Below are 22,021 nucleotides of genomic sequence, written 5' to 3' on the forward strand. Positions count from 1 at the left end.
CACACGCGGAAGGGGTGGCGACATGAGAGGTGATCTCGACGAGACCCTGGCCCGGCTCGCCCGGCGTGAGGAGGCGCTCCGCCGCCGGGGCGTCGACCCGGGCGACGAGCCCGGCAGGGAGCCGGCGGGGCGGACCGTTCCGGCGCGGGCCGGGGCCCACCCGGTCGGCCGGGCCGAGCCGGCCGCACGGGCCGAGGCACGACCGGATCCCACCCCGGCCGTACGCGCCGACGCGCGACACGACCCCAGCCCGGGTGCACAGGTCGACGCGGTAGCCGGGACCGACGCCGCCCCGGACCCCCGCCCCCGGCCGACGGGCGACGTCGGCGGGGACCCGGTGGACGCCCTGCCCCGCCGGACGGGCGGCGCCCCGGCCCTGCCCGCCGCGCCGGCCCCCGTCCATCCCGTGGGTGTCGCCGGGCGGGACCCCGTCGACGAGGTGGCCGGGGCGGTCGCCCGGGTGGTGGCGGCGCACCCCGGCATGACGGTCGCGCTGCGGGTGGAGCACGACGGGCAGGCGTACCCGCTGCGGGTCGGCTGGTCGAACGGGCGGGTGACCGTCGGCGCGGAGGCCGCGACCGTGCCGCCCCCGGTGTGGCCGCTGACGGTGAAGGCCGTGCCGGCGTGGCCGTCCGACGCCGACCGGCTGAAGGTGGACCCGGCGGCCCGGCTGGCGGAGCTGATCCGGCGCGACCCGTCGCTGCTCGACAGCACCGACCCCACGCGCTGACCCGGTGTGAGAGGGGGACCCTTCTCTACCGTAGGCGTTAACAGGGGGCCCTTCCTTGCGGCTAACCTCGGGCGATGGCCGCACCCGCACCACCCGACCTGACCCTCGTCGCCAGCCTGCGACCGGCCGCGCTGGACGGCCGGCGCGGCGTGGTGCGGCTGCACCCCGAGGTGCTGACGGCGCTCGCGCTGCGCCCCGGCGACCCGGTGCGGCTCGCCGGCCGCCGGGTGACCGCCGGGATCGTCGCGCCGGCCGGGCCCGCCGCGAGCACGGCGCTGCTCTACGCCGACGACCTGCTCCTGGGCAACCTGGGCGTACGCGACGGCGGGCAGGTCACGGTGAGCCCCGCACCGGTGGCCCCGGCCCGCCGGGTGACCCTGACCGGGCCGGTGCAGGTCGCCGCCGCGGTCTCCCCCGAGATGCTCCGCCTCGCGCTGCTCGGCAAGGTGGTCACCGTCGGCGACGACGTGTCCCTGCTGCCGCAGGACGTGCTGCCGGACGCCTCGGTGCGCGCCCTCGTGGCGGCGGCCCGGCACCGCCTCTCCAGCACCGTCGGGTACGCCTGGACGAGCACCCTGCTCACCGTGGTCGCCGCCGAGCCGGGCGTCGCCGCGCTGGTCACCATGGACACCGTGGTCGGCTGGGAGCACGGGCCGGCGACCCGGGCCGGCGGCTCGGCCGGGCCCGGCCACGCCGGCGCTTCCGGTCACGCCACCGGGGACGGTCCGGCGGCCGGGCCAGACGCGACGACCGGGGCGGCCGGACCTGACGGGCGGGCCGCCGACGGCGACGGTGCCGGGGCGGACGCCGCGCCCGCCGTCGACGAGCTGCCGGGGCTGCGGGCGCAGGCCGACGAGCTGACCGAGCTGCTCGACCTCGGGTTCCACCACCGGGAGGTGCTGGGCCGGCTGGGCACCACGGTGGCGCTCGGGGTGCTGATCGCCGGCCCGGCCGGATCGGGCAAGTCGGCGCTGGTCCGGGCGGTCGCCGCCCGGGTGGGCGCGCGGGTCCGCCCGCTCTGGGCGCCCGAGCTGGCCGCGCTCGCCAACGACGCCGCGGCCCGGCGGCTGCGCGCCGCCGCCGACGAGGTGCGCGCCGCCGGCCCGGCCGTGCTGCTGGTCACCGACGTGGAGGCGCTCGCCCCGGCCGACGACGCCGGCCCGGTGGCCACGGTGTTCCGGCAGGTGCTCGCCGAGACCGTCGGGGCCGGGGTGGCCGTGGTCTGCACGACCAGCCGCCCCGAGGCCGTCGACCCCGGGCTGCGCGCCCCGGACCTGCTGTCGCTGCGGATCACCGTGCCGCTGCCCGACCAGGCGCTGCGCCGGGAGCAGCTCACCGTGCTGACCCGCCAGGTGCCGCTGGCCGAGGACGTCCGGTTGGACGAGGTCGCCGGGCGTACCCCCGGGTTCGTCGCCGCCGACCTGGCGGCGCTGGTGCGGGAGGCCGGGGTGCGGGCGGCGCTGCGGCAGAAGACGGCCGACGCGCCGACGGTGGCGATGGCCGACTTCACCGCCGCCCTGGAGGTGGTCCGGCCGACCACGATGGCCGCGTCCACGCTGGAGCTGGCGGACGTCACCCTCGACGACGTCGGGGACATGGTCGAGGTCAAGGAGCAGCTGACCGAGTCGGTGCTGTGGCCGCTGACCTACCCGGACACCTTCGCCCGGCTGGGCGTGCAGCCCCCGCGCGGGGTGCTGCTCTACGGGCCGCCCGGCTGCGGGAAGACCTTCCTGGTGACCGCGCTCGCCGGCTCGGGGCGGGCCAACGTGCTCTCGGTGAAGGGCGCGGAGCTGCTGTCGAAGTGGGTCGGCGAGAGCGAGCGGGCGGTGCGGGAGCTGTTCCGCCGGGCCCGGGAGGCCGCCCCGACGCTGGTCTTCCTCGACGAGGTGGACGCGCTCGCCCCGGTACGCGGGCAGGCAAGCGACGGGGGCACCACCGACCGGGTGGTCGCCGCCCTGCTCACCGAGCTGGACGGGGTGGAGTCGCTGCGCAACGTGGTGGTGGTCGGCGCGACCAACCGCCCCGACCTGGTGGACCCGGCGCTGCTGCGCCCCGGCCGGCTGGAACGGCTGGTGTACGTGCCGCCGCCGGACGGGGACGCCCGCGCCGAGATCCTGCGCGCCGCCGCCCGCCACGTCCCGTTCGCCGACGACGTCGACCTCGCGGCGCTCGGCGGCGGGCTGGACGGCTTCTCGGCGGCGGACTGCGCGGCGCTGGTGCGGGAGGCGGCGCTCGCCGCGATGCGCGAGTCGCTGACCGCGTCGACGGTCACGGCGGGGCACGTCGAGACGGCGCGGCAGCGGGTCCGCCCGTCGCTCGACCCGGCGCAGGTCGCCTGGCTGGCCGCGTACGCGCAGGCCCGCGACGCGCGCTGAGGCCCGCGCGGGGACCGGTGAGGCCCGCGCCCCGCCACCGCAGGGGTGTCGGCCGGCTCAGAGGGCGGGCGGGATGGCGTCGAGGGAGATCTCCGCGCGCACGGCGTCGCCGTCCTCGATCAGCTTCGCGCCGCACCGGCGCAGCACCGACACGGCACCGGCGTTGCCCCGGGTGGTCTCCGCCACCACCGTGTGCATCCCGGCCGCCGCCGCGAGGTCGAGCAGCTCGCGCAGGGCCGCCGCGCCCACGCCCTGCCCCCGGGCGGAGCGGCCGAGCCAGATGCCCGTCTCCACCGTCCCCGGTTCGGCGCGGCGGGTCATCCGGATCATGCCCAGCACCTCGCCGCCGACGAGGACCGCGTACATGGCGGTGTGGGTGGGGCCGTCGAGGCCCGCCATGCCCGTGCGGTAGTAGTCGCGGAACGCCTCCCGCCGGGCGTGCGACCAGCCGGCCGGCGCGTCGACCGGGGGCATCACGTCGTCGGGCTCGGCCTCGGCGACGGCCACCGAGAGCAGCGGCTCCAGGTTCCGTTCGTCCACCGGCTCCAACCGGACCGTTCCCGTCACGTGCCGAAGTCTGCCGTCCCGCACCCGCCCGAGTCCACCCTTTCGCGCCCCTCCACCGGTCCGGCAGCGGCTACGAGCCGGTCGGCGGGCCGGCGGTGGCTCGACCGGGGCCGAACTCGCAGAGGACGACGGAGGCGTCGTCGGTGGCCTTGTGCCGGCGCAGCCGGTCCGGCCGGTCGCGTTCGGCGGCGCGGACCCGGTCGAGGAGCGCCCCGGGCCCCTCGGCGGCGACCAGGTCGAGCAGGCCGGCCCAGTCGAACAGCCCGAACTGCTCGACGGCGCAGGACGCGCCGTCGGTGAGCAGGGCCGCCCGGCGCAGGCCGCCCGGGCCCCGCAGCGGCTCCGTGCCGGTGAGCGCGTGGTAGGCGGCGTCGGGGTCGGCGGCGGCGACCCAGTAGCCGTGCGTGCGGTTCATCCGCTGCCGCTGCACGGTGACGGCCCGCCGGAACCGGCCGACCGGGTCGTCGCCGGGGCCCGCGGGCAGGGTGGAGGCCGTGCGCCGCAGGTCGGCCACCGCCTGTTCCAGCCGGTCGTCGGTGACGGCGCGCACCCGGCCGCCGACGTCGAGCACCAGCGGGCTGTCGCAGAGCACGAGCCAGTCCGCCTCCTCGCCGCTCTCCCGCAGCAGGCAGACGGTGGACGAGGGCGTGCCGGGATGGTCGAGGTCGCAGTCGGCGCCGTGGTCGGCCCGTACCGCGAGGATCGCCGCCGCGAGGGTGCTCACCAGGGTGGCCGCGGGCCGGGCGGCGGCGGCCAGCCCGATCCGGGCGGCGAGGTGCCGGACGTACCAGGCGGGGGAGTGCACGCAGCCGGTGGCGAATCCCTCGGGCACGGTCGCGCCGTCCAGCACGCCGACCAGCGGACCGAAGCGGAAGACCAGGTCCTCGTTGACGGCCCGGCCGGGTGCCGGCGCGGACGCCGACCAGACCCGCATCGTCGGCCCCGCCGACCCGGCGCGGGTGCCCGGCGCAGCCGCCGCCTCCGCCGGGGTCGTCGCCCGCCCGGCCGTCGCCGTCCGCCCCGGCCGGGCCTCCCCGTCCGGTACGCCCCGGTGCGCTGCCGCCATCCGCCGCTCCCTCCCTCGGCTCGATTGTGCCGGGGATCGGGACCGTCGGTGACCGGGTTCGCGCGGTCAGCGCCGCCGGTTGCGGGCCCGGGAGGAGCGCAACCGGCGCAGCCGGCCGACGAGGACCGGCTCGGCGGCCAGCGCGGCCGGATTGTCCAGCAGCCCGTTGAGCAGCTGGTAGTAGCGCGTCGCGGAGAGGCCGAAGGTGTCCCGGATCGCCTGCTCCTTGGCCCCCGCGTGCCGCCACCACTGCTGCTCGAAGGCGAGGATGCGCACCTCCCGCTCGGCGAGGCCGGTGGCGGCGGCGACCGGCCCGGCCGGTTCCGGCCCGGTGCCGACGGCCCCGGGGTCGGGATCGGGGTCGGCGGGTCCGGGCTCCGGCTCGGCGGCTCCAGCCCGGGGCTCGGGCTCGGCGGTCGCGGGCTCGGCGCGGGTGGCCGGGGCGGGGGTGGCGGAGTCCGGCGCGGACCGGGGCGGGGGGACGGTGACGCCCTCCCGGGTGCCCGTCGCCTCCCGGCCGCGGGGGCGCGCCGGCTCGGGCCGGTCGGTGTCGGCCGGGGCGGCGTCGGCAGGCGGCATGACGGTCCTCACGCGGGCGGCGAAGGGCCGGCGGAGCCGCGCCGGCCGGGGGATCCCCAGCCTAACCAGGGCGGACCCGGACCGCATCGGACGTGCGGTGCGGCCGGGCCCACCCGGTGCCACCCTCAGGCGACGTCCCGCCGGCGCATGGTCACCAGCGCCGACCCGAGGGCGAGCACCAGCACGACGGAGAACAGGATCGACGCGTGCTGCCAGGTCAGGTCGAAGGTCTCCGGATTGCACTCCCCGTAGTAGGAGGAGGAGTTGCAGGAGTTCCAGTCCTCCAGCGTGACCTTCTTCGTCATCCAGGCGAGCGCGTAGGTCGGCAGCAGCCACACCTCGACGAAGCGCGCCCCCGCCATCGACAACACCATGCCCAGGCCGAACTGGCCGACCACGGCGGCCCCGATCGCCCCGCCGAGGGCCAGCGCGGTGTGCCGGCCCAGCGAGGCCAGCGCGAACCCGACGGTCGCCGCGAACACGATCAGCACCAGCCCGCGCAGCCCGGTGAGCGCGAACGACTGCCACACCCCGGCGGTCATCTTCGCGGTGGTGCCGCGCAGCGTGCCGACGGCCCAGAACCCGGCGGTCCAGACCACGGCGGTGGCCAGGGTCACGGCGACCAGTCCGGTGAGCAGCGCCGCCAGCTTGGTCAGCAGCACGGTGAGCCGCTGCGGCCGCCAGAGCAGCAGGTTCATCATCCCGCCGGAGCTCCACTCGGCGCCGACGAACGAGGCGCCGATCACGAACCCGAGCAGCGCCAGGATCGCGGTGAAGGTGACGATCATCTCCTCGAAGCTCGCGCGGAAGTTGAACGTCGACGGCAGGAACCAGTCCGCCTGGATGCTCTCCGGCGGCGGCGGGGTGATCATCTCGCAGTCCGGCGGGAACCGGCCCTCCTGCTGCTGGTCCTGACCGGACGCCTTGGCCTGCTCGCAGGCCTTGCGCTCCTGGTCGGCCCAGCGCACCTGCTCCTGGTACGACTGCTCGGCCTGCCGCTGGGCGGCGGCCTGCTGCTCGGGCCCGATCTTCTGGTTGGTGACGAAGACCCCGACGAGGACCGCCCCGAGCAGCAGCAGGCCGAGCATCGTCGCCCAGCGGGCGAAGCGCCGCTTGCCCAGCCGGCGCAGCTCCGTGCGATAGAGGCTCATGCGCCCCAACCTCCCCCGGCGACGCCGGGCTGGCCCGCGTCGCCGACCTTCGTGGACTGGTCGACCTGGCGGTGCTGCCCCGGCACGGGCGCGGTCGAGGTCAACTCCAGGAAGACGCTCTCCAGGTCGACCGTGACGGGGGCCAGCTCGCTGACGTAGAGGCCCTGGCCGGCGAGGATCCGGCTCACCTGGGCCGGCTTCTCGACGCCGGCGAGCATCAGATGGTCGGGGTGGGCGGTGACGGCCACGCCCGCCCGGCTGAGCGCGTCGGCCGCCGCCGGCAGGTCGGCGACCGCCTCCAGCCGGACCCGCACGGCCCCGCCGGAGTGCTCGGCGAGCACCTGGTCGACCGGGCCGAACGCGACCCGCCGGCCCAGCGAGATGATGGTGACCGAGTCGCAGATGAGCTGGATCTCGCCGAGGATGTGGCTGGACAGCAGCACGGTCATCCCCGAGGCGGCCAGGTCCCGGGTCAGCGTGCGCATCTCCCGGATGCCGCCCGGGTCGAGGCCGTTGGCGGGCTCGTCGAGGATGAGCAGCTTCGGGTTCTTGAGCAGCGCCGAGGCGACCGCGAGGCGCTGCTTCATGCCGAGCGAGTACGTCTTGACCCGCTCGCCGGCCCGGTCGCGCAGGCCGACCAGCTCCAGCACCTCGTCGACCCGGGTCTGCGGCACGTCGCCCGCCCCGGCCAGCAGCGACAGGGTGTCGCGCGCGGTGAAGTGCGGAAAGAACTGCGGGCTCTCGACGATCGCGCCGACCTGACCGACGACGGCGGGCAGGGCGGCGGGCACCTCCTGCCCGAGGATCGCCATCCGGCCGCCGTTGGGCCGGATGAGCCCGAGCAGCGTACGCAGGGTGGTGGTCTTGCCCGAGCCGTTGGGGCCGAGGAAGCCGTGCACCTGCCCCTGCTCGACCCGCATGTCGAAGCCGTCGAGGGCGTGTCGGGTCCCCCGGCGGCGGCTCTTGTACGTCTTGCGTAGACCTTCTATTTCCAGGACAGCTGACAAGCTGCGCCTCCCCCGATGAGTCGGTGACGACGCACACCATACGCGGTATGCAGGGGGAAGCAATACCCGGTATGCAGTCCGGCGCGTCAGGCGATGACGACGTGCACGCCCGCCGCGCGGAACGCCTCCACCAGCTCCGGGTTCGCACCCGAGTCGGTGACCAGCGTCTCCACCCGGTCGACGGGGCAGATCCGGGCGAACGCGTGCCCGCCCAGCTTGGACGAGTCCGCGATGATCACCACCCGCTTGGCGCGGGCCACCATCAGGTTGTTCATCGCCGCCTCGCCCTCGTGGTGGGCGGCGGCGCCGAGCTGCGGGTCGATCGCGTCCACGCCGAGCAGGGCGACGTCCAGGGTGACCTCGCGCAGCAGCGCCCCGCCCAGCGGGCCGACCAGCTCGAACGACTTGGGCCGGACCACGCCGCCGGCCACCACCACCTTCATCCGGGAGCGCACCAGCAGCTCGTTGGCGATGTTGAGCGCGTTGGTGACCACGGTGAGCTGGGCGCCCTCGGCGCTGGTGTTCAGGTCGGGCCGGACGGCCAGCGCGCGGGCCACCTCCGTGCTGGTGGTGCCGCCGTTGAGGCCGACCACGGTGCCCGGGGTGACCAGCGCGGCGGCGGCGGCCCCGATCCGCTGCTTCTCGGCCGAGTGCTTGGCCGTCTTGTAGCGCAGCGGCAGGTCGTAGGAGACGCCGTTGGCGACCGCGCCGCCCCGCGTCCGGGTGATCATCTGCTGCTGGGCGAGCTGGTCGAAGTCGCGCCGGATGGTGGCCTGGGAGACGTCCAGCCGCCCGGCGGCCTCCTCCACGCTCACCCGCCCGTTGTCAGTGAGCATCTCCAGCAGCGCGTTCCATCGGGCGTACCGGTCCACTGCGGCGCCTCCACTGACTGCACGAAGGGTGATTGATTGCGTGCACAGTAGTGCGCGAAACTACCAAGGTGCAAAACTCCGCTCTGCGCGATCGGGGACCCGGTTGCCAGAGACGCGAGGTTTCGCGCAGAATAACGCGCGAAAGGCGGCCGTATTGCGCCGTATTGCGCACGACCTCCCAGCGAGGAGTTCTCATGGCGTTCGTGCACGCGGAGATCGCGAGTCAACCCGACTGTTGGCGGGAGGCAGCGCTGCTGGCCCCCACGGTCGCCGAGCACCTGCCGCACCCCGGGGAGCGGGTCGCCGTCGTCGGTTGCGGCACGTCGTGGTTCATGGCGACGGCGTACGCCGGGCTGCGCGAGGCCGCCGGCCACGGCGAGACCGACGCGTTCCAGGCGTCCGAGTTCCCCACGGGCCGCCGCTACGACCGGCTGATCGCCGTCACCCGCTCCGGCACCACCACCGAGGTGCTGGAGCTGCTCGCCGCGCTGCGCGGCCAGCTCCCCACCACCGTCCTCGTCGGCGACCCGGTCTCCCCCGCCGTGGACGTCGCCACCGCCGTGGTAGCCATGCCGTTCGCCGACGAACGGTCCGTGGTGCAGACCCGCTTCGCCACCACCGCCCTGGCCCTGCTCCGCGCCCACCTCGGCGACAACCTGGCCGCGCTCGCCGCCGACGCCGAGGTCGCCGTCCGGGCCCCGCTGCCGATCGACCCGGCCCGCATCGAGCAGGTCACCTTCCTCGGCCGGGGCTGGACGATCGGGCTGGCCCAGGAGGCCGCGCTCAAGTGCCGTGAGGCGGCCACCTTCTGGGCCGAGGCGTACCCGGCCATGGACTACCGGCACGGCCCGATCTCGGTGGCCGCGCCGGGCCGGCTGGTCTGGGCGTTCGGCGACATCCCCGAGGGGCTCGCCGAGGATGTCGCCGCCACCGGAGCCGCCTTCGTGCACAGCCGCACGCACGGCTGCCGCACCGTGCTCGCGAGCTGGGCCGCCGGGCGCACGCCGGTCGACCCGATGGCCGACCTGATCCTCGCCCAGCGCTTCGCCGTCGCCCTGTCCACCAGCCGGGGCCTCGACCCCGACGCGCCCCGCCACCTGACCCGCTCCGTGGTCCTCGCGTGAGCCCAGCCGACGCCGCCGGTCCCGCCGACGTCGTCGTCGCGCTGGACGTGGGCGGCACCGGCATGAAGTGCGCGCTGGTCCGGCCGGACGGCACCACCGTCCACACCGAGCGGCACCCCACCGACGCCGGCCGGGGCCCCGACGCGGTGGTCGAGACGATCCTCGACGTCGCCGAGGGGCTGGCCGGCAAGGCCCGCGCCGACGGGCGCGACCCCGTCGCGCTGGGGATCGCCGTGCCCGGCGTCGTCGACGAGGCCGCCGGGGTGGCGGTCTGGTCGGCGAACGTCGGCTTCCGGGACGTACCCCTGCGGGGCCTGGCGGAGGAGCGGCTCGGGCTGCCCACGGTGCTCGGCCACGACGTGCGCGTCGGCGGCCTGGCCGAGGCCCGGCTCGGCGCGGGCCGGGGCACCGGGCACGTCCTCTTCGTCGCGATCGGCACCGGCATCGCCGCCGCCCACGTCGTCGACGGCGCGGCCGCCAGCGGCGCACACGGCGCCGCCGGGGAGATCGGCCACGTCCTCGTCCGCCCCGGCGGCCCGCGCTGCGGCTGCGGGCGCGACGGCTGCCTGGAGGCCGTCGCCTCCGCCTCGGCGATCGCCCGCCGCTACGCGGAGGCCACCGGCGCGGGGCCGACCGGCACGGCGGGCGACGGTGGGCCGACCGGCACGCCCGCGAGCGCCGCCGACGTGGCCGACCGGGCCGCCGCGGGTGAGCCCGCCGCCGCCCGGGTGTGGGCGGAGGCCGTCGAGGCGCTGGCCGACGGGCTCGCCACCGGCCAGGCCCTCTACGACGTGGAGACCGTCGTGGTCGGCGGCGGCCTCGCCCAGGCCGGTCCCCGCCTGTTCGACCCGCTGCGCGCGGCGCTGCACGAGCGGATGACGTTCCACCGCCGGCCGCGCCTCGTCGCGGCGGCCCTCGGCGACGAGGCCGGCTGCCTCGGCGCCGCCCTGCTGGCGCTCGACGCCCGCTGATCTGTACCGGCACGCCTCACACATCTGGAGATGCGATGACCCTGCGGGTGAACGGCAAGGTGGTGACCCCGACCGGCGTGATCCGGCAGGGCTGCGTGGAACTCGACGGCGACCGGATCACCGCCGTCGCGGAGTACCCGTCGGTGCGCGACGGGCACTGGATCGTCCCCGGCTTCGTGGACCTGCACACCCACGGCGGCGGCGGGCACACGTTCACCACCGGCGACGCCGGGTCCGCCCGCCAGGCGGCGGCCTTCCACCTGGGGCACGGCACCACCACCCTGCTGGCCAGCCTGGTCAGCTCGCCCTTCGAGCTGATGCGGGCGGCGACCGAGGCGTACCGGCCGCTCGTCGAGGAGGGCACGCTGGCCGGCGTCCACTTCGAGGGTCCGTACCTGTCGGCGGCCCGGTGCGGCGCGCAGAACCCCCAGTTCCTCCGCGACCCCTCCGTCGCCGAGCTGACCGAGCTTATCGAGCTGGGCGGGGGCGCGGTCCGCATGGTCACCCTCGCCCCCGAGCGGGACGGCGCGCTGGAGGCGATCAAGGTGCTCACCGCGCACCGGGTGGTCGCCGCCGTCGGCCACACCGACGCCACGTACGACCAGACCAGGGCCGCCGTGGCGGCCGGCGCGAGCGTCGGCACCCACCTGTTCAACGGCATGCGCCCGGTGCACCACCGCGAGCCCGGCCCCGTCGTGGCCCTGCTGGACGCCTCGAACGTGGTCTGCGAGCTGGTCGCCGACGGGGTGCACCTGCACGACGGGATGCTGACCCACGTCGCCGCCACCGCCGGCCCCGACCGGGCCGCGCTGGTCACCGACGCGATGTCCGCCGCCGGCATGCCCGACGGCGAGTACGAGCTGGGCGGCCAGGCCGTCACCGTCGCCGACGGCGTGGCCCGGCTGGCCGCCGACGGGGCGATCGCCGGCAGCACGCTCACGATGGACGCCGCCCTGCGGCACGCCGTGCACGCCGGCGTCCCGATGGTCGACGCCTGCCGGATGGCGGCCACCACCCCGGCCCGCGCCATCGGCCTCGGCCACCGGGTCGGCGCGCTCCAGGCCGGCCTCCGCGCCGACCTGGTCGTCCTCGACGACGACCTGAACGTGGTCCGGGTGATGCGCGGCGGCTCCTGGCTGGAGTGACGCCCGGGCGGAGGTGCCGCTGCTCGCGGTGCGGTCGCGCCCCCCGGTGTGGTGGCGCGGCCGACCCGACGGGCGCACCGCGCGCTAGGGAGCTGAGTCGTTCACGACATCATCCGGTCACCGCCGACGGCCACCCGATCCATCCACGACATCAGCTCGCTAGCGTCGACGCGAGACGTTGCCGGGCAGGGCAGGGCAGGGCGGGGCAGGGCGGGCTGGGCAGGGCGGGCGGCCGGGTCAGGGCAGGGCGTCGACCTCGACGCCGAGGACGGCCTGCTCGTCGGGGCGGTGCACCAGCACGTCGGCCAGGTACGACTGCACGGCGTGCCGCATGCCGACGTCCCGGCCGGCGCGCTCGGAGAGCAGCCACTTGTGCTCGATGATCTGCGCGAACAGCTCCTGCGGCTCCAGCTTGCGCCGCAGGTGCGCCGGCACCGCCCGCACCACCGGCTCGAAGACCTCGGTGAGCCAGCGGTGCGACGCCTGCTGCTCGTCGGTCAGGTCGCTCTCCGCCCGGTACGCGTCGAGGTCGTTGAGCAGCTTGCGGGCCTGGTTCTCCTCGGCGTCCAGGCCGGTGAGGCGCAGCAGCCGACGATGGTGGTAGCCCGCGTCGACCACCTTCGGCCGCACCAGGTACCGCCCGTCCCCGATGGTGGACAGGGCCACCTCCGCGACGTCGAAGCCCAGCTCGTTGAGGCGGCGGATGCGGCGCTCGATGTCGTGCCGGGCCTTGCGCTCGACCTGCTGCTCGTAGGTGATCTCGTGCCAGAGCCGCTCGTAGCGCTGCACGACCTCCTCGCACACCACCTCGGGGTCGATCGACTCGTGCAGCAGGCCGGCGGCCTGGAGGTCGAGCGCCTCGCCGAAGATGTTGACCCGGGCGATCTCCAGGTCCTCGCCGCGCTGGCCGTTGGACAGCGAGTTGTGCAGGGCCCCTGTCTCGGCGTCCACCAGGTAGGCGGCGAACGCGCCCGCGTCCCGGCGGAACAGCGTGTTCGACAGCGAGCAGTCGCCCCAGAAGAAGCCGGTGAGGTGCATCCGGACGATCAGCGCGGCCAGCGCGTCGAGCAGCCGGCCCATCGTCTCCGGGCGCAGGGTGTGGGAGAACAGCGCGCGATAGGGCAGGGAGAACTGGAGGTGCCGGGTGATCAGCACCGGGTCCAGCGGCTCCCCGTCGTCGGTCTGCCGGTCGGCGACGATCGCCACCGCCTCCACCGCCGGGAAGTCGATCCGCTCCAACGCCCGCAGCAGGTCGTACTCCCGCTCGGCGACCCGCTCGCCGGTCTCCTTGACCGCGTAGACGTACCCGCCGAGCCGGACGAAGCGCACGACGTGCCGGGAGATGCCCTGTGGCAGCGCCACCAGGTGCTCGGCAGGCCACTGCTCCAGCGGGGTCGACCACGGGAGGTCGAGCAGCGCCGGGTCCACGAGGGCAGAGGTGATCCGCACGCCGACCAGCATGACGCGTCACCCCGCCGGGACGCACCCCATCGTGCCTCGCCCCACAGCGGGCACGCGCCGGCCCGGTAGCGTGGTCGGGTGCGCGAAACCCAGACGGTACGGCGGAAAGTGCAGCTCAGGCCCGTACGCCCGGCCGGCTGGTGGTGCGACGCGCTGCTGCTCGCCGGGCTGGTCGGGTTGACGGTCGCGCTCGCCGCCGACCGGCTGTTCGGCGTCGACCGCGCGATCGCAGACTGGGCGGAGGCGCACCGGCCCGGTGCGGCGTACTGGGTGGCGGTCGTGTTCAACTACCTGGGCCAGGGCACCCCGCTGACGCTGATCGCGCTGGGCATGGGGGTGTTGCTGGCCGTCCGGGTGCGCTCGGTGCGCCCGGTGCTGCCGCCGGTGCTCGCCTTCGTGTTCACCCTCTTCACCATCGGTCCGCTGAAGGTGTGGACCGCCCGGCCCGCACCGAGCGCCAGCGTCAAGGAGCCGTTCCTGCCCCCCGAGGCGACCCTGCCGCTGTTCCAGCACGACCTGCCGGTGCGGTTCGCCCAGTCCTACCCGTCGGGCCACGTCGCCAACGCGATCGTCTGGTACGGCGTCATCGCGCTGCTGCTGACGCCGCTGCTGGCCAGCTTCGCCCGGACCGTGCCGCCCCGGCTGGTCACCGTCGTCCGGCTGGTGCCGCCGGCCGTTGTGCTCTGCACCACGACCTACCTGGGGTGGCACTGGTTGACCGACTCAGTGGCCGGGCTGCTGCTGGGGCTCCTGCTGGACCGGCTGCTGCACCGGGTGCCGTGGGACGACGTGCCGCTGCCCCGGCGATTGCTGGGCGGCTGGGACCGTCCCGCGCTGTTCACCTCGACCCCCTAGGGTCCGGGTCATGGAGCGGCTGGCGCGGCGGTTGGGCGTACGCGATGCGGTGGTCATCGGTCTGGGGTCGATGCTCGGCGCGGGCGTCTTCGTGGTCTTCGCCCCGGCGGCGGCGTCGGCCGGCGGGGTGGGCCTGCTGGTGGCGCTGGCCCTCGCCGGGTTCGTGGCGTTCTGCAACGCGACCAGCTCGGCCCGCCTCGCGGCCCGCTACCCGGAGTCCGGCGGCACGTACGTCTACGGGCGGGAGCGGCTGGGCCCGTTCGCCGGTTTCGTGGCGGGCTGGGGCTTCGTGGTCGGCAAGACGGCGAGCTGCGCGGCGATGGCGCTGACCATCGGGGCGTACCTCTGGCCGGGGCGCGCCCGGCTCGTCGCCGTCGCCGCCGTCGCGGCGGTGACCGCCGTCAACCTGCGCGGCATCGGCAAGACCGCGACGGCCACGAAGGCCCTGGTGGGCGTGGTGCTGGCGGTGCTGGCCCTGGTCGCCGGGGCCGGCCTGCTCGGCGGCGGCTTCGACGCGGCCCGGATCGCCGGGCCCGGCGTCTCCAGCAGCACCGGCGGGCACGGCGTGCTGGCCGCCGCCGGGCTGCTCTTCTTCGCCTTCGCCGGGTACGCCCGGATCGCCACCCTCGGCGAGGAGGTGCGCGACCCGGAGCGGACGATCCCCCGGGCGGTGCCGCTGGCCCTCGGCGTGGTGCTGGCGATCTACCTGGTGCTGGCGGTGGTGGCGCTCGGCGTGCTCGGCCCCTGGCGGCTGGGCGCGTCCGCCGCGCCCCTGGCCGACGTGGTGACCGCCGCCGGGCTGCCCGGCCTCGCCTGGGTGGTGCGGGCCGGGGCGACCGTGGCCGTGACCGGCGTGCTGCTGTCGCTGGTCGCCGGGGTGGGCCGGACCCTGCTGGCGATGGCCCGCCGCCGGGACGTGCCGCACGGCCTGGCCGCCGTGCACCCCGTGCGCCGGGTGCCGCACCGGGCCGAGCTGGCGGTGGCCGCCGTGGTCACGGCCGTGGTGCTCGTCGGCGACGTACGCGGGGCGATCGGCTTCTCCAGCTGCACCGTGCTGGTCTACTACGCGATCACCAACGCGTCGGCGCTCACGCTGGGCCGCGACCCGGGCCGCCGGCTGCCGGTGCGGCTGCTCGCCGTGCTGGGGCTGGTCGGCTGCGTGGCGCTCGCGGTCAGCCTGCCGCTGGCCAGCGTCCTGGCCGGGTTCGGCGTGCTAGCCCTGGGCGCCGCCTGGTACGCCCTGCGCCCCCGGCACCACTGATCAGCCGGGCCTCATTCCTCGCTCGTGCGGGGCGGGGGTGGGCCGGTCGGGGCGGCGGGCGGGGGCTCCGGGGCGGGCGGGGTCGTCTCGCGCAGCAGGGCGGTCAGCCCCGCGCGGCGGGCCACCACGGTCAGCCGGTCCCCGGCCGTGATCACCAGGCGGGGGTCGGCCGACCAGTCCGCCTTCTGGCCGGGGCGGGCGTGCGCGAGCAGGCGTACCGCGCCGGGCCGGGCCACGGCGGACAGCGGGCGGCCGTCCAGCGGCGACCCGGCGACCACCTGGACCTCGGTGACCAGCAGCGCGTGCCGGCCGACCGGGATGGTGGCGATCACCGCCCGGTCCAGCAGCGCGGCCGCGAACGACGGCGCGGCGAGATACGACACGCTGCGCGAGATGCCGATGCCGAACGCCTTCTGGACGCGCTCGGCGAAGTCGCCGTCGAACAGGCGCAGCACCACCCGCAGGTCGGGGGTGAGCCCCCGCGCGTTCAGCGCGGCCCGCAGGTTGACATCGTCGTCGGTGGAGACCACCACGAGGGCCTGGCAGGTCTCGACGGACGCCGACCGCAGCGTCTCCTCCCGACCGGCGTCGCCGATCACCACCGGCACGCCGAGCCGGTGCGCCAGCGACGCGCCCCGGGCGTCCGGGTCCTTGTCGATGGCCACCACCTCGACGCCGAAGTCGTTGAGCTGGGCCATGACGCGGGTGCCGATGTTGCCCAGCCCGACGACCACGACGTGCCCGGACCGGGCGGGCTGGATCCGGCCGGTGTGCAGGGCCAGCCGGGCGTTGACGATCCCGTCGACGACCACGGCCGTGATCAGCGGGATCAGCGCCAGCCCGGCCAGGTTGAGCACCACCTGCATGACCTGCGCGGCGACGGGCTTGGTGACGTCCGGATCCTCGCCGGTGAGCGTGGTGACCAGGGTGAGGTAGAGCGCGTCGGCCCAGCCCACGTGCGCGGCCCGGGCGTTGAGCCCGCCCAGCGCGGCGATGACGGCCAGCAGCACCAGCACCGCGATCCCGATCTTGCGGGTGGCGAAGCTGCGGACCGCGCGCACCAGCACGGCGACGGGCCGTCGGCGGCGGCGGGCCCGGACCAGCCGGCGGGCGGCCAGCTCCGTGCCGGGCGGCTGCCCGGTCGCCTCGGCCAGCACCACGTCGGCCGTGGCCTCGTCGGCGGGCAGGACGTGCGGCCGGGCCGCGTCCCGGGTGTCGGCCACCCCGCACACCACGTCCTTCGCGCGTACGTCGGCGCGGCGCGCCACGTAGAGGGTGCGCCCGCCGTGCCGGAAGTGCGTCGGGGCGACCTCGCCGAGGGCGGCGGCCACGAACGCGGGGGCGGCCATGGAGGCGTCGGAGAGCACCGCCGAGTCGGGGAAGAGCTGCCGCAGCCCGTTGGCGAGGCTCGTGTTGAACATGCGCACCACCAGCCGCAGCCGGGGCTCCACCTCCTGCGCGCAGAGCGCGGCGTGCATGTTGCCGACGTCGTCCTGGTGCAGCAGCGCCAGCCCGTCCGCGCCGGCCAGGCCCGCCCGCCGGAACGTCACCTCGTCGAGCCGGTCGGCGCGGACGACGTGGAGGCCGGGGACGTCGCGCCCGTCGGGGCCGTCGGAGCGGCGGCGCTCCGGCACCACCAGGGTGATCCGGGCCCGGCCGGAGTCCAGCTCGGCGGCGAGCAGCGCCCGCACCACCCAGTAGGCCAGCGGGTCCGACCCGCAGACGACGTAGTGCGGGCGGGTCTCCCCGTTCATCCGCAGCCGCCAGCCGGTCGCGCGGCGCGCGCGGTCGCGCAGGGGCTCCGCCATGCGCCGAATCGTAGTCAGCGGCGCGGAGCCCCCGCAGCCCCGTGATCATGAACGTTCGTCGGGAACGATTGTCGGGCCCGGGGGCGGGTAGAGCGGGGCATGCAGACGTTCCTGCCGTACCCGGACTTCCTGGCCAGCGCTCGGGCGCTGGACACCCGGCGGCTCGGCAAGCAGCGGGTGGAGGCCATCCAGGTGCTGCGCGGGCTGACCCGGCCGGGTTACGGCTGGCGCAACCACCCGGCGGTGAAGATGTGGGCCGGATACGAGGAGGCGCTGGTCCGCTACGGCCTGGACGTCTGCGCGGTGTGGTGCGGGCCGGGGCGGGCCGACACCTGCGCGGCGACGCTGGTCGCCGACCTCGCCGCCGCCTGCGGCGTGACCGCCGTACGCACCCAGGCGGAGCTGGCCGACGCCGGTGAGCTGCCGCCGTGGCTGGGCCGCGACGACCTGCACCGCAGCCACCGCTCGTCGCTGCTGCGCAAGGACCCGGACCACTACCGCCCGATCTTCGGCGACGTCGACCCGGGCCTGGAGTACGTCTGGCCCGCCTCCGACCGCGAGCGCCGCTGCCCCGCGCGCTGAGGTGGCGCGCGCTCGCCGGGTGCCGGGTGCCGGGTAAGAAGGGGACCCTTCTCTACCGCAGGCGTTAACAGGGGGCCCTTCCTTGCACCTCGGGCAGACTGGGCGCATGGCACTGTCTCAGATGGCGGGTCGGCTGATCGGCGTACGGCAGCACGTGGTGGACCCGGGCGGCGGTGGCGCCCACCGCGTGCCGCACCCGGTGGAGGCCGTGGTCGTCGGCGGCGGGATCGCCGGCATGTCGGCGGCGGTGGTGCTCGCCGAGCGCGGGGTGCGGGTGACCGTGCTGGAGGCCGCGCCGACCCTCGGCGGCCGGCTCGGCGCGTGGCCGCAGGAGCTGGCCGACGGCGTCCAGGCCAACGAGCACGGCTTCCACGCGTTCTTCCGGCAGTACTACAACTGGCGGTCGATCCTGCGCCGGGTCGATCCGGAGCTGCGCTTCCTCAGGCCGGTGCCGGGCTACCCGATCCTGAGCGCCGACTGGCCCACGGAGGAGTTCGGGCGGCTGCCCCCGGCCCCGCCGGCCAACCTGCTCGCCCTGCTGCTGCGCAGCCCCAGCCTGCGCCTGGCCGACCTGCGGGCGATGGACCGGGACGCCGCGCTGCCGCTGCTCACCTACGACCCGGTGCGCACGTACGCCGAGTTCGACGGCACCACCGCCGACGAGCTGCTGGACTCGCTGCGGCTGCCCGACCGGGCCCGGGCGATGCTGTTCGAGGTCTTCTCCCACTCGTTCTTCAACCACGAGGCGGAGATGTCGGCGGCCGAGATGATCGCCCAGTTCCACTTCTATCTGCTCGGCAACCCGGAGGGGCTGGCGTTCGACTGCCCCGACGAGGACTACGGCACCGCCATCTGGCAGCCCCTGGCCGGGCACGTCGAGCGCCACGGCGGGCGGGTGCTGACGGGTGTCGCCGCGACCCGGCTGGACCGCACCCCCGACGGCTGGCGGGTGGGCGCCGCCGACGGCACGGCGTACCCGGCCGGGCACGTGGTGCTCGCCGTCGACCCGCCGGCCCTGGCCGCCCTCGTCGCCGCCTCGCCGGTGCTGGCCGGGGCCGCACCGGAGCTGGTCGCGGCGATGCCCGCGTTCGGCACCCCCGGCCCGCCGTACGCGGTGGCCCGCTACTGGTGCGACGGGGACGTCGACGCGGGGCGGGCGGTGTTCAGCGGGGTGTCCCGGCAGCCCACCCTGGACTCGGTGACGCTCTATCACCGGCTGGAGAACGAGTCGCGCCGCTGGGCGGAGCGCACCGGCGGCTCGGTGCTGGAGCTGCACGCGTACGCCTGCGAACCGGGCGTGCCGGCCGAGGAACTGGCGGAGCGGATGCGCGCCGAGCTGGTGGCGCTCTGGCCGGAGGCGGCCCGGCTGCGGGTGCGCGAGCTGCGGGCCCGGGTGGAGGCGCAGGCCCCGGCGTTCACCCCGGGCGGTCACGCCGGGCGGCCGGGGGTACGCACCGACGCCGAGGGGCTCTACCTGGCCGGCGATGGCATCCGCACCGACTTCCCGAGCGCCCTGATGGAGCGGTCCGCGGCGACGGGGATCGTCGCCGCGAACCACATCCTGCGCGCCGAGGGCGGGGCGGCCGAACCGGTCCACTCGATCCGCCCCCGCGGCCTCCTCGCCCGCCGGTAAGGAAGGGCCCCTTGTTAACGCTTTCTGTATAGGAAGGGCCCCCTCCTAACGCCTGCGCCGAGCGGCTCGCCGGCAGGCGGGCCGCTGCGCGTCAGGCGGTCCAGCGCGTGCCGTGGTACGCCGCCCGCATGAGCTGCTGCATGTCGTCGAGCATCGGCATCCTCGGGTTGGCCGGCGCGCACTGGTCGGAGTAGGCGTTGAGCGCCTGCTGCGGCAGGGCCGCCTCGAACGCCACCTCGTCCACGCCGATCGCGGCGAACGACGGCTCGATGCCGACCGCGTCGCGCAGCCGCTCCACGGCCGCCGCCAGCGACTCGACGCCCTCGGCCGGGGTGGCCGCCGGCAGGCCCAGCGTGCGGGCGATCTCGGCGAACCGCTCCGGCGCGCGGTAGCTCTCGTACTTGGGCCAGCCGGAGAGCTTCGACGGGACGGTGCCGTTGTAGCGGATGACGTGCGGCAGCAGCACCGCGTTGGTGCGCCCGTGGGCGATGTGGAAGGTCGCACCGAGGGTGTGCGACATGGCGTGCACGATGCCGAGGAACGCGCTGCCGAACGCCATCCCGGCGATGGTGCCGGCGTTGTGCATCCGTTCCCGCGCCTCGGCGGCGTCGCCCGCCACGGCGTGCGCCCGCGCCTCGACGGCGTCGCCCGCCACGGCGTGCGCCCGTGCATCGACGGCGTGCGCCCGGGGCCCCGCGTCGCCGCCGGTCCCGGCGGGGCCCGCGTCGCCGCCGGTCACCGAGCGCTCCAGGTTGGCGAAGATCAGCCGGATCGCGTGCAGGGCCGGGCCGTCGGTGAAGTCGTTGGCGTAGACCGACACGTACGCCTCGATGGCGTGGGTGAGCGCGTCGAAGCCGCTGTCGGCGGCGATGGCGCGCGGCATGCTGGCGGTCAGCACCGGGTCGACGATCGCCACGGTCGGGGTGAGCGCGTAGTCCGCGAGCGGGTACTTCTTGCCGGTACGGCGGTCGGTGATGACGGCGAACGGGGTCACCTCCGCCCCGGTGCCCGAGGTGGTCGGCACGCAGACCAGCCGGGCCTTCTCGCCGAGGGTGGGGAAGGCGAAGGCGCGCTTGCGGATGTCGAAGAACTTCTCCCGCAGGTCGTCGAAGACCACCTCGGGGTGCTCGTAGCGCAGCCGCATCACCTTGGCGGCGTCCATCGCCGAGCCGCCGCCGAGGGCGATGATCGTGTCCGGCTGGAAGGACCGCATCAGGGCGGCGCCCCGGTCGACGGTCTCCACGCTGGGCTCGGGCTCGACGTCGTCGATGATCTGGAGCGCGACGTGGCCGGGGCGGCGCTGGAGCATCCGGTTGACCCGGTCGACGAAGCCGAGGCGGGTCATGGTGGCGTCGGTGACGACGGTGACCCGGTGCACGTCCGGCATCTCGGCGAGGTACCGGATCGCGTTCGGCTCGAAGTAGATCTTCGACGGGACCTTGAACCACTGCATGTTGTTGGTCCGCCGGCCGATCCGCTTGATGTTGACCAGGTTGACCGCCGAGACGTTGTTCGACACCGAGTTGCGGCCGTAGCTGCCGCAGCCGAGGGTGAGCGACGGCAGGAAGGCGTTGTACATGTCGCCGATGCCGCCCTGGGAGGCCGGCGAGTTCCAGATGATCCGCACGGCCTTGACCCGCTGCCCGAACTCCTCGACCAGCGCCTCGTCCTCGGTGTGGATCACCGCGCTGTGGCCGAGGCCGTGGAACTCGACCATCTCCTCGGCGTAGCGCAGGCCCTGCTCGCGGGTCGCGGCGCGCAGCACCGCGAGGACCGGGCAGAGCTTCTCCCGGGTCAGCGGCTCGTCGGGACCGACGCGATCGACCTCGGCCAGGATGATCGAGGTACGCGGCGGCACGGCGAAGCCGGCGCGCTCGGCGATCCACTCCGCCGACCGGCCGACGACATCCGGGTTGAGCCGGCCGGCGGGGAACAGCAGCGCCTCCAGCTTCGCCTTGTCCTGCGTCGACGCCACGTACGCGTGCAGGGCCCGGAACTCGTCGAGCGCCGCGTCGGCGACGGCCTCGTCGAGGATCACCGCCTGCTCCGAGGCGCAGATCATGCCGTTGTCGAACGCCTTGGACAGCACGATGTCGTTGACGGCGCGCTTGAGCTTCGCGCTGGCCTCGACGTACGCGGGCACGTTGCCCGCCCCGACGCCGAGCGCCGGCTTGCCCGCCGAGTACGCCGCGCGGACCATCGCGTTGCCGCCGGTGGCGAGGATGGTCGCGATGCCGGGGTGGTGCATGAGCGCGGTGGTCGCCTCGACCGACGGCTGCTCGATCCACTGGACGCAGTGCTCGGGCGCGCCCGCCGCGACGGCCGCGTCGCGGACCGTGCGGGCCGCCTCCACGCTGCACCGCTGCGCCGACGGGTGGAACGCGAACACGATCGGGTTGCGGGTCTTCAGCGCCAGCAGGGCCTTGAAGATGGTGGTCGAGGTGGGGTTGGTGACCGGGGTGATGCCGGCGACGACGCCGACCGGGTCGGCGATCTCCACGATGCCGTCGATCTCGTCGCGGTTGATGATCCCGACGGTCCGCACCCGCGCCATGCTGTGCGTGACGTGCTCGCAGGCGAAGATGTTCTTGACGGCCTTGTCCTCGAAGACCCCCCGGCCGGTCTCCGTCACGGCGAGCCGGGCGAGTTCGGCGTGCCGGTCCAGCGCGGCCACGGACGCCTTGCGGACGATCCGGTCGATCTCCTCCTGGGTGAACCGGTCGTACTCGGCCAGGGCCTTGAGCCCGTCGGAGACGAGGGCGTCGACCATGGCGTCGAGCTCGGTCGACGGGGCGGTCCTCGGTTCGGCCTTCATCTTCACACCTCGGCGGTTG

Annotated in this window: 18 protein-coding genes; 9 read left to right on the top strand and 9 right to left on the bottom strand. The window is 75.5% G+C overall.

Features of this window, described 5'->3' with window-relative positions; translation table 11 throughout:
* The first annotated feature begins 22 nt into the window (after positions 1-22).
* Together O7628_RS09490 and O7628_RS09495 are read left to right on the top strand one after the other, a co-directional pair.
* Entirely contained in the window at positions 23-730 is a 708-nt protein-coding gene (locus O7628_RS09490; protein ID WP_278129692.1) for a hypothetical protein, read from the top strand.
* Positions 731-804: 74 nt separating this feature from the next.
* Entirely contained in the window at positions 805-3,105 is a 2,301-nt protein-coding gene (locus O7628_RS09495) for an AAA family ATPase (RefSeq protein WP_278129694.1), read from the top strand.
* Positions 3,106-3,162: 57 nt separating this feature from the next.
* Here O7628_RS09495 and O7628_RS09500 read toward each other — a convergent pair whose 3' ends face one another.
* From O7628_RS09500 to O7628_RS09525, 6 genes are all read right to left on the bottom strand, one after another.
* Positions 3,163-3,672 (bottom strand): GNAT family N-acetyltransferase, encoded by a 510-nt coding sequence (locus O7628_RS09500; protein ID WP_278129696.1) that lies wholly within the window; start codon positions 3,670-3,672, stop codon positions 3,163-3,165.
* 70 nt (positions 3,673-3,742) lie between these two features.
* Positions 3,743-4,738, bottom strand: a complete 996-nt coding sequence (locus tag O7628_RS09505) for a hypothetical protein (RefSeq protein ID WP_278129697.1) — start codon at positions 4,736-4,738, stop codon at positions 3,743-3,745.
* A gap of 66 nt (positions 4,739-4,804) precedes the next feature.
* Positions 4,805-5,317: a DUF3263 domain-containing protein gene (locus O7628_RS09510; protein ID WP_278129698.1), complete on the bottom strand. Its 513-nt coding sequence runs from the start codon at positions 5,315-5,317 to the stop codon at positions 4,805-4,807.
* Between the two features lie 125 nt (positions 5,318-5,442).
* On the bottom strand, positions 5,443-6,468 hold the full coding sequence (locus O7628_RS09515; RefSeq protein ID WP_278129699.1) for an ABC transporter permease subunit: 1,026 nt from the start codon (positions 6,466-6,468) through the stop codon (positions 5,443-5,445).
* Positions 6,465-7,475: an ATP-binding cassette domain-containing protein gene (locus O7628_RS09520; RefSeq protein ID WP_278129700.1), complete on the bottom strand. Its 1,011-nt coding sequence runs from the start codon at positions 7,473-7,475 to the stop codon at positions 6,465-6,467. The genes O7628_RS09515 and O7628_RS09520 overlap by 4 nt, the downstream gene beginning before the upstream one ends.
* Positions 7,476-7,561: 86 nt before the next feature.
* Positions 7,562-8,347, bottom strand: a complete 786-nt coding sequence (locus tag O7628_RS09525) for a DeoR/GlpR family DNA-binding transcription regulator (protein ID WP_074472345.1) — start codon at positions 8,345-8,347, stop codon at positions 7,562-7,564.
* Positions 8,348-8,541: 194 nt separating this feature from the next.
* Between O7628_RS09525 and O7628_RS09530 the strand changes: the two genes are divergently transcribed.
* Genes O7628_RS09530 through nagA form a run of 3 tightly spaced genes read left to right on the top strand, consistent with a single transcriptional unit; the run spans position 8,542 to position 11,587 of the window.
* Entirely contained in the window at positions 8,542-9,471 is a 930-nt protein-coding gene (locus O7628_RS09530) for a sugar isomerase (RefSeq protein WP_278129701.1), read from the top strand.
* A complete protein-coding gene (locus O7628_RS09535; RefSeq protein WP_278129702.1) occupies positions 9,468-10,442 on the top strand; it encodes an ROK family protein in 975 nt (324 codons plus the stop codon). The genes O7628_RS09530 and O7628_RS09535 overlap by 4 nt, the downstream gene beginning before the upstream one ends.
* A 35-nt stretch (positions 10,443-10,477) precedes the next feature.
* A complete protein-coding gene (nagA, locus tag O7628_RS09540; protein ID WP_074472342.1) occupies positions 10,478-11,587 on the top strand; it encodes an N-acetylglucosamine-6-phosphate deacetylase in 1,110 nt (369 codons plus the stop codon).
* A 237-nt stretch (positions 11,588-11,824) separates the two neighbouring features.
* Here the strand turns inward: nagA and O7628_RS09545 are convergent, their stop codons facing one another.
* Entirely contained in the window at positions 11,825-13,048 is a 1,224-nt protein-coding gene (locus tag O7628_RS09545; RefSeq protein WP_278129704.1) for a DUF4032 domain-containing protein, read from the bottom strand.
* 78 nt (positions 13,049-13,126) lie between these two features.
* Between O7628_RS09545 and O7628_RS09550 the strand changes: the two genes are divergently transcribed.
* Both O7628_RS09550 and O7628_RS09555 read left to right on the top strand, forming a co-directional pair.
* Positions 13,127-13,903 (top strand): phosphatase PAP2 family protein, encoded by a 777-nt coding sequence (locus O7628_RS09550; protein ID WP_278129706.1) that lies wholly within the window; start codon positions 13,127-13,129, stop codon positions 13,901-13,903.
* Between the two features lie 10 nt (positions 13,904-13,913).
* Positions 13,914-15,164 (top strand): APC family permease, encoded by a 1,251-nt coding sequence (locus O7628_RS09555; RefSeq protein WP_278129708.1) that lies wholly within the window; start codon positions 13,914-13,916, stop codon positions 15,162-15,164.
* A gap of 11 nt (positions 15,165-15,175) precedes the next feature.
* Here O7628_RS09555 and O7628_RS09560 read toward each other — a convergent pair whose 3' ends face one another.
* On the bottom strand, positions 15,176-16,972 hold the full coding sequence (locus tag O7628_RS09560; protein ID WP_278129709.1) for a potassium channel protein: 1,797 nt from the start codon (positions 16,970-16,972) through the stop codon (positions 15,176-15,178).
* Between the two features lie 99 nt (positions 16,973-17,071).
* Between O7628_RS09560 and O7628_RS09565 the strand changes: the two genes are divergently transcribed.
* Both O7628_RS09565 and O7628_RS09570 read left to right on the top strand, forming a co-directional pair.
* Positions 17,072-17,554 (top strand): MSMEG_6728 family protein, encoded by a 483-nt coding sequence (locus O7628_RS09565; protein ID WP_278129710.1) that lies wholly within the window; start codon positions 17,072-17,074, stop codon positions 17,552-17,554.
* 106 nt (positions 17,555-17,660) lie between these two features.
* Complete coding sequence (locus tag O7628_RS09570; RefSeq protein WP_278129712.1) at positions 17,661-19,187, top strand: FAD-dependent oxidoreductase; 1,527 nt, start codon at positions 17,661-17,663, stop codon at positions 19,185-19,187.
* A gap of 91 nt (positions 19,188-19,278) precedes the next feature.
* Here the strand turns inward: O7628_RS09570 and adhE are convergent, their stop codons facing one another.
* The gene (gene adhE / locus O7628_RS09575; RefSeq protein ID WP_278129713.1) at positions 19,279-22,002 is read right to left on the bottom strand and encodes a bifunctional acetaldehyde-CoA/alcohol dehydrogenase; all 2,724 of its coding nucleotides are present in this window, start codon (positions 22,000-22,002) and stop codon (positions 19,279-19,281) included.
* Between the last annotated feature and the right edge of the window lie 19 nt (positions 22,003-22,021).

Source organism: Micromonospora sp. WMMD956 (assembly GCF_029626125.1).
Lineage (GTDB): Bacteria > Actinomycetota > Actinomycetes > Mycobacteriales > Micromonosporaceae > Micromonospora > Micromonospora carbonacea.